The sequence below is a fragment of the Lysinibacillus sp. fls2-241-R2A-57 genome, assembly GCF_030209535.1.
Lineage (GTDB): Bacteria > Bacillota > Bacilli > Bacillales_A > Planococcaceae > Lysinibacillus.
Genome location: NZ_JARVRU010000096.1, coordinates 24,634 through 31,152, shown reverse-complemented (window position 1 = coordinate 31,152; position 6,519 = coordinate 24,634). Strand labels below are relative to the sequence as shown.

Genomic DNA, 6,519 nt, shown 5'->3' with positions numbered 1-6,519 from the left:
GCACAGATAAAACATTTGCCGCTGTCGCTTCGCTTTCGCACAGATAAAACATTTGCCGCTGTCGCTTCGCTTTCGCACAGATAAAACATTTGTTGCTGCCGCTACGCTTTCGCTTACGCGTAGAGCGAGGCTTCATGCGGTGAGCGTCGAGCCACTTCTTTCGTTTTGTTGGCCTGTAAGTAGAGGAACGAAGGCAAAACATCACGTCCTATGATAATGCCTTCGGACCAATGTTCTTTTGTCCTCAAGTGGCTCATCAGACGACCCCGAGAAAGCCTCTAATCGGAATGGAAATCAATCACACGTTATGATGATGAGCTTATTTATTTTAAGAAAAAAAGAGCATAAATAGTGGGCACAATGATTATGCTAAGTAGGCGAAATTTTATATATGGTCGAACGGAAAGTTTGGCTGATTTCGCAATAACAAAAATTTGTAAGTGTATGCTTATACTTTGCATTGTTAACAACATAACAACTAGTAATGGTAAATATGAAAGATTGGGAAAAGCCGAAACGGTCATTTTAAGACCATTTGTAACTTCAAGAATTGCAGCGACAGAAAGCTCAGCTATATATGGAAATTTCGGTATCAGTGAATCTAAGCCCTGCTGAACAATCGTTTGGATGGTAGTGAAAAAAATTATTGTCGTTCCAACTAATAGTATTGTTGGTGCTGTTTCTTTTAAGCTTTCAGAGAATGGTGATGTATACAAAGGTGTATTGTGTATGGAGATGCTAGGAAGATCGATTTTACGAAATAAGAAGTAACCAGTTATTAAACAACAAATATTAAAACTATGTAGTAAACATAAAAACAACCATCCAAACGTATTACTGTGTAATAAATCGAGGCTTACAAATCCCAATACGAAGAGTGGACTTGGTGCATGACATACGGCTAATAAAAAATTTGCTTCTTTTGGATGTAGTTGTCCACTGTTTTTTAAGTAAACGATTGTTGTTGCTCCAGACGGATACCCCCCGAGTGCGCTAATAATGTATGCTTGTACGTATAATGAAGCTCTTTTTGTTTTCGTTCGCATAGGAGCCGTTAAACGGAGAAGCCATTGCGTTAAAATAAGATAAGGCAATAAATATGGGAATAGCGCATCCATAAAAAGGTTTAAACCTAAATCGGTACCATTGTGAGCTGTTTGTGGGAATAACAAGAGTAATAGAATAAGAACTATGCAAATCGCTATTTGAATTGTCGCATACATGTTATCATCTCGTTTCAACTTTTTGTCATTCACAAAGGCAAATGCTAAAATCAATATATGTAAAAAAGGCAAAAACATGAACGTATGGTTTTGCGAGCGTCCTAGGAGGTTTTTTCTAAATGAAGAAAAAAATTAGTATTTATGCAGTGTTATTAGTCGTGATTTGTTTTTTTGCACTATACCGACTAGACGCTTATATTATGAAGCCTGGAAGTGCTTATGATGTCAGTAAATTTGTTACCGTTGAAAATGACCACACAGAAAATAAAGGGTCTATGAGTTTAATGACGGTAGCTATGCAGCAAGCAACGCCTTTTTCGTATTTATGGGCGAAAACACAAAAACATCAAAAAATAATGGATATTAGTCAAGTTCGAAATCCAATGGAGGATGAAGAAGAATATAATGTTCGACAGCTTAAATTAATGACTGATTCACAATTTAATGCAAAGTATGTAGCTTTTCAAAAGGCAGGTATTCAAACAAAAATTATCTTCAACGGTGTTTTTGTATTAAATGTCTTAGAAGGTGGTGCTTCAGAAAATCTATTAAAAGCTGGTGATGAAATTATTGAAGTTGATGGGCAAAAAATTAAAAACCAACAAATGCTTGTAGATCTTTTGAAGCCTAAGCAACTTGGGGACAAAGTGACAATTAAATTTAAACGGAATAAAAAAGAACAAGAAGTAACGATTACATTAAAGGAAATCCCGAAATCAGAAGAGAAAAGAGCTGGTTTAGGTATTACGTATGCTGAAAGTAAATCTATTGAAACAAATCCTAAGGTGTCTATGAAGACTGAGGATATTGGAGGTCCATCTGCTGGACTAATGTTTACATTAGAAATTTTAGATCAGCTTCTCGAAGAGGATTTAACAAAAGGCTATGCTGTTGCAGGTACAGGGGAAATGCTGGTTGATGGTACTGTTGGAAGAATTGGTGGAATCGACTATAAAGTTATTGCCGCGGATCGAGATGGTATGGAAATCTTTTTTGCGCCAGATGATGAAATTTCTCCAGAAATGAAAGCTAAATATCCCGAGCTAGAATCTAACTATGCTACAGCAGTAAAGACTGCTAAGGAAATTGGTACAAAAATGAAAATAGTTCCAGTTAAAACAGTTGATGATGCAATCGAATATTTAAAACAATTACCGCAGAAATAAAGATTTATCATCATAATGAGGAATTGATTTCCGTTCCGGCTGGGCGCTTTGTTGTTGCTGTCGCTACGCTTTCGCACAGATAAAACAATTGCTGACGCTACGCTTTCGCACAGAGCAAAGCTTCCTGGGGGCGTCCGATGAGCCGCTTCACTCGCGATGCTCGCTCCAGGGTCTCATCTGTGACGCTGATCCCCAAGGAGTCGCCCAGCCTCCACTCCAATCAATCACTTTACTTAGCATGTACCTTCTGGTCACTGATAAAAAGAAACTTTGGCAACAAATGTTTTATATTCGAAACAAAGCGGCAGTAACAGGTGTTTTTTGTGCGAAAGCGAAGCGACAGCAACAGGTGTTTTTTGTGCGAAAGCGAAGCGACAGCAACAGCAGATGTACAACCACGTCACTGTTATAAATCTAATCTATTCGATTATGGTAAGTAGTTACAGCGTTCGTTTTTAAAATGCATAAAATTTATAAAAGTTCTACGCTATCATTGATTGGAGTGGAGGGCTACTCGAGTGCTCCTGTCGCTTCGCTTTCGTCGCAGAGTAAAGCTTCCTGCGGTAAAAGCGAGATAGGTGAGACCCTGCAGGGAGCAAATGTTTTTCGTGTCAAAGCGGAGTGTTAATGAAGCTGCTTAACGCTCGCCCGCGGGAAAGTGAGTAGCCTAGAACAGAAATCAACTCCTCGTTTTGCCAAAGAGCCATAATGTGCTGCCTTTAATTTCACTGACATACAAGTTTTTCAACACACTAAAAGGATGCTAGAAGAATTTCTGGCATCCTTTTAGTATGATTTTTATCACTTAAAAACGAATCGGTGGTGTTTGATAATCTTTCGGAAGACTTTGCTCCTTTGTTCCGTGTTCTATACTTAAATTGTATACCTCTGCTGCATGAATATCTACAGCAAGCATAGCATCATCCATAGCGGCAACACGACTGATTAAAGGTAAAGGGATGTCTTTTTTATGCATTCCTAAATAGGCTTGCCCCTGTGTACTCATGCCGAGTAAACGAATATTGGATGGGGCATCAAAGCTTTGCAACTGTTCCTTTGTAAATCCGGTATAAATGTGTGTGAGCATACGCTGAAGTCGTGTCCAAGTATAGCGTTTCGATTTTATTTTCTCCATAAAGCTGCTGAATGAATGACTTGTTTTCGCTGCTTTAATAAGAGCATTCTCAATTCCTTCTGTTACTTCAGCATAGCGAGTAAGCTCATTAGGTGTGTGCCGAATAAGTGTAAACTGTAAGAAAGGCCAAAAAGTTTCCCAACTTGCAAATTTACCGTATTTTCCATACCAATCAGATAAATAATCAAATGATGCTTTAGGGAGAACATCTTGTACACTTTGTAGTGCACTGGTTGTTGCTAGAGCCTTGCGTATTCCTGTCGCACTAGCGATGGATGCACCTTCTTGTAAAGCGTCATGGTAACCTGCAGCAATGCGAGGGATCGTTAAAGGTTGAATCTTCCCACCTAGCGCCATGGCAGCCTCAATATAATGAAAACCAAGTATATTGTTTGGTTGTGCCAAATCAATGTATGTTGCAGGAAACTTTTGAGAAAGCTGTTGATAGGCATAATGTAGACTTTTAGGATAGCTTGCGCCCGTTTGAAGGCTTTCTTTAATAAGAGCGTCATATTCAGTGCGATGATTATTAATGAGCTGAAACGTATTCATAAAGGGTTGTATGGAACCGTCTTCGCTTCCGAAGGCAAAAGAATCGCAACCAATTGCAGAAAGTAAGGAAATTGCACCTTTTGCGAAATCAGTTGCAGGTGCGGTACTGTAGACATAGGGTAGCTCGATGACAATATCAACACCACCTGCTAGGGCCATTTTTGTACGTGTCCATTTATCGACCATGGCTGGTTCACCGCGCTGCAAAAAATCCCCGCTCATGATAGCGATGGCTATATCCGCTTGTGCTACTTTTTTTGCCTGTTCCAAATGATAGGCATGTCCATTATGAAAAGGATTGTATTCAACAACTATTCCGACTGCTTGCATTATTTAAGCCCCCTTTATCAATATATTTGCTTCTCGTTCTTAGTGGAGTCTGTTACATATTTAGAACGGTTTGGAGCAAATATGCTTTTCATAGTATATAATTATAGGTGGGTTTTATTGTGGTGACAAGAAATTATCTTGACATCTATTTTTACACATTATATAATCAACAGTGTTGTCTCGAGGTGATTAAACGAATGAAATGGTCAATTCATCAATTATCTAAATACCGCCAAAACGGGATGCCAATCGATGCCTATGTCCAGTTGGACGAGGTGATGGAGCGAAACCAGGATATTCGAGCAATTTCGCCCGTTCATGTAAAAGGGCTATGTACTTTCGGTGCATCGCAAATGACATGTCAGCTAGCTGTGACGGTGACGTTAACACTACCATGTGCACGCACGTGGGAAGATGTTGAGTTTCCAATCGAAGTTGAGACAGTTGAAGTTTTCAGCTGGATTGACGAAGAAAAACGAGGGGAAGATGACGGAGACATTCACTATATTGATGGTGAAGTCATCGACATGAAGCCAGTACTTGAGGAGCTTGTTCTTCTTGAGGTACCTATGCAAGTGTTCAAAGAGAATACTGAAGGACAAATGCATGGTGGTAAAAACTGGTCTTACGCAACAGATGAAGACGTTGAACTACACAAAAAAGCTGACGAACAAAAAGTGGATCCAAGACTAGCTTCATTAGCTAAGTATTTTGATCAAACAGACGAATAGACGATCTGTAAGGAGGTGCCATCAATGGCTGTACCATTTAGAAGAACTTCTAAAACTGCAAAAAGAAAGCGTCGTACGCATTTCAAACTATCTGTACCTGGTATGGTAGCTTGCCCTAACTGTGGTGAAGCTAAATTATCACACCGTGTTTGCAAAGCTTGTGGACAATACAAAGGTAAAGAAGTAGTAAGCAAATAATACAGTGTTTGCTCACTTAAAAGGCTAGTAGAGAGACCATGGCTCTTTACTAGTCTTTTTTTAGTTCGAAAAGACGGAATTTTTCGCTAATTACGAAAAGATATATAGTGCTATAATAATTGTATGATACAATCTATCCAATGTGACAAAGGGGGAAATAGTATGGCTTATATAATTGAAAACAAAGAAGGTATTATGACATTTACGATTAATCGAGAAGAAAAGAGAAATGCGGTCAATGATGAGGTTATGGATGGTCTTCAAGAAGTAATTACATATATTCGAAACCATGATGATGTGCGTTTTTTGGTTGTGACAGGTGCGGGGGATAAATCATTTTGCTCAGGGGGAGATTTGTCTGAATTCCATTCGCTTGAAACTGAGGATGCGGCGTTTGGGATGTTGAGTAAGATGGGCAAAATATTATACGAACTTGCAACATTGCCTGTGCCAACGATTGCATTAATAAATGGAGCAGCGGTTGGTGGAGGTTGTGAGATTGCGACAGCTTGTGATTTTCGACTAGTGGCAAGTCATGCGAAGTGCGGTTTTATCCAGGGAACATTAGCAATTACGAGTGGCTGGGGAGGCGGTACATACTTATTCGAACGAGGGTTACGTCATGATCGTGCGATGAAGATGCTAGTCGATGCAAAACCTTATCCAGCAGAGTTACTATATGAGATTGGTTGGGCTATGCGTGTTTTTGAAGGTTCGAAAGAAGAGGCGTTGAATGATTTTATCGAGCATATGCGTAAAATTCACCCTTCTGTTCATAAGGCTTATAAAGAAATCGAGCTTCGTAAGTGGCGTGAACGTAATATGTATGAACGTGTTATGGAGGAAGTTCGTACATGTGCAAAATTGTGGGAAAGTGAAGCTCACCACGAGGCAGTTGCTAATTTCCTAACAAAGAAGAACAATAAATAATGTGTAACGGCAGTGATTATAGCAAAACATAATCGCTGTCTTTTTTTAACTTCTTTCAGCAAATGTTTTTGCAACGGCGGTTACAGACTGAAAGAAGTTAAAACCTCTGGCGGATGTCGCGGATGTTGAAAAGAATGAATTGTGCGGGCGCAATTCAAAATCCGGACGCAATTACGCCATGGCGAAATTGATTTCGATGATTCTATTTTGCTCGCTCATGCATATAGTAGTAAAAAATGCGAGGGTGATAGATT

General features: G+C 39.4%; 7 protein-coding genes. 5 read left to right on the top strand and 2 right to left on the bottom strand.

Features of this window, described 5'->3' with window-relative positions:
* Positions 1 to 323: 323 nt before the first annotated feature.
* Complete coding sequence (locus tag QRN68_RS16255; protein WP_285397947.1) at positions 324 to 1,301, bottom strand: hypothetical protein; 978 nt, start codon at positions 1,299 to 1,301, stop codon at positions 324 to 326.
* 41 nt (positions 1,302 to 1,342) lie between these two features.
* Between QRN68_RS16255 and QRN68_RS16250 the strand changes: the two genes are divergently transcribed.
* The gene (locus tag QRN68_RS16250; RefSeq protein WP_285397946.1) at positions 1,343 to 2,389 is read left to right on the top strand and encodes a SepM family pheromone-processing serine protease; all 1,047 of its coding nucleotides are present in this window, start codon (positions 1,343 to 1,345) and stop codon (positions 2,387 to 2,389) included.
* Between the two features lie 321 nt (positions 2,390 to 2,710).
* On the top strand, positions 2,711 to 2,848 hold the full coding sequence (locus QRN68_RS16245; RefSeq protein WP_285397945.1) for a hypothetical protein: 138 nt from the start codon (positions 2,711 to 2,713) through the stop codon (positions 2,846 to 2,848).
* A 346-nt stretch (positions 2,849 to 3,194) separates the two neighbouring features.
* On the opposite strand, the gene QRN68_RS16240 is transcribed toward QRN68_RS16245, so the two are convergent.
* A complete protein-coding gene (locus QRN68_RS16240) occupies positions 3,195 to 4,406 on the bottom strand; it encodes a nucleotidyltransferase (protein ID WP_285397943.1) in 1,212 nt (403 codons plus the stop codon).
* A 197-nt stretch (positions 4,407 to 4,603) separates the two neighbouring features.
* Between QRN68_RS16240 and QRN68_RS16235 the strand changes: the two genes are divergently transcribed.
* The 3 genes from QRN68_RS16235 to QRN68_RS16225 all read left to right on the top strand — a co-directional run bounded on the left by QRN68_RS16235 (position 4,604) and on the right by QRN68_RS16225 (position 6,265).
* A complete protein-coding gene (locus tag QRN68_RS16235; protein WP_285397942.1) occupies positions 4,604 to 5,137 on the top strand; it encodes a YceD family protein in 534 nt (177 codons plus the stop codon).
* A gap of 24 nt (positions 5,138 to 5,161) precedes the next feature.
* Complete coding sequence (gene rpmF, locus QRN68_RS16230; protein ID WP_010858320.1) at positions 5,162 to 5,335, top strand: 50S ribosomal protein L32; 174 nt, start codon at positions 5,162 to 5,164, stop codon at positions 5,333 to 5,335.
* A 162-nt stretch (positions 5,336 to 5,497) separates the two neighbouring features.
* A complete protein-coding gene (locus tag QRN68_RS16225) occupies positions 5,498 to 6,265 on the top strand; it encodes an enoyl-CoA hydratase/isomerase family protein (protein WP_285397941.1) in 768 nt (255 codons plus the stop codon).
* Positions 6,266 to 6,519: the final 254 nt, after the last annotated feature.

Excerpts from the sequence above, each read along its gene's own strand:
- QRN68_RS16225 (WP_285397941.1), top strand. The coding sequence starts at position 5,498 with ATGGCTTATATAATTGAAAACAAAGAAGGTATTATGACATTTACGATT.
- rpmF (WP_010858320.1), top strand. The coding sequence starts at position 5,162 with ATGGCTGTACCATTTAGAAGAACTTCTAAAACTGCAAAAAGAAAGCGT.
- QRN68_RS16240 (WP_285397943.1), bottom strand. The coding sequence starts at position 4,406 with ATGCAAGCAGTCGGAATAGTTGTTGAATACAATCCTTTTCATAATGGA.
- QRN68_RS16250 (WP_285397946.1), top strand. The coding sequence starts at position 1,343 with ATGAAGAAAAAAATTAGTATTTATGCAGTGTTATTAGTCGTGATTTGT.
- QRN68_RS16255 (WP_285397947.1), bottom strand. The coding sequence starts at position 1,301 with ATGTTTTTGCCTTTTTTACATATATTGATTTTAGCATTTGCCTTTGTG.
- QRN68_RS16235 (WP_285397942.1), top strand. The coding sequence starts at position 4,604 with ATGAAATGGTCAATTCATCAATTATCTAAATACCGCCAAAACGGGATG.